Origin of the sequence: Salipiger sp. IMCC34102, assembly GCF_004145405.1 — a bacterium.
In the GTDB taxonomy this organism is placed as follows: domain Bacteria; phylum Pseudomonadota; class Alphaproteobacteria; order Rhodobacterales; family Rhodobacteraceae; genus Loktanella.
Genome location: NZ_SELQ01000037.1, coordinates 1 through 255 on the forward strand (window position 1 = coordinate 1; position 255 = coordinate 255).

Annotated in this window: 1 pseudogene; it reads right to left on the bottom strand. The window is 70.2% G+C overall.

What is annotated here, in order from left to right:
* Positions 1 to 255, bottom strand: a pseudogene (gene cpsB / locus EU805_RS17300) (mannose-1-phosphate guanylyltransferase/mannose-6-phosphate isomerase); the annotation flags it as partial.

The window sequence follows — 255 nt, forward strand, 5'->3', positions numbered from 1 at the left end:
AGCGGTGGTGGTGGCTTTGCAGCGACAGGGCCGCACCCGGGTGGACGACGATGCGCTTGACCTGGAAGCGCTGGCCGTTCGTCAGGCTCTCGTACCAGCCCCAGGGCCGGTAGGCGCGGGGCAAGGTTCTGGCCTGCGCGTGCCCGTCCGCATGAAGCTGCGCCACCGCCTGCTTGACCTGTTGCGCGCGGTCCTTGTGGGCCACGAGCACCGCGTCGGGCATCGCCACGGCGACGATGTTGTCGAGCCCGATGC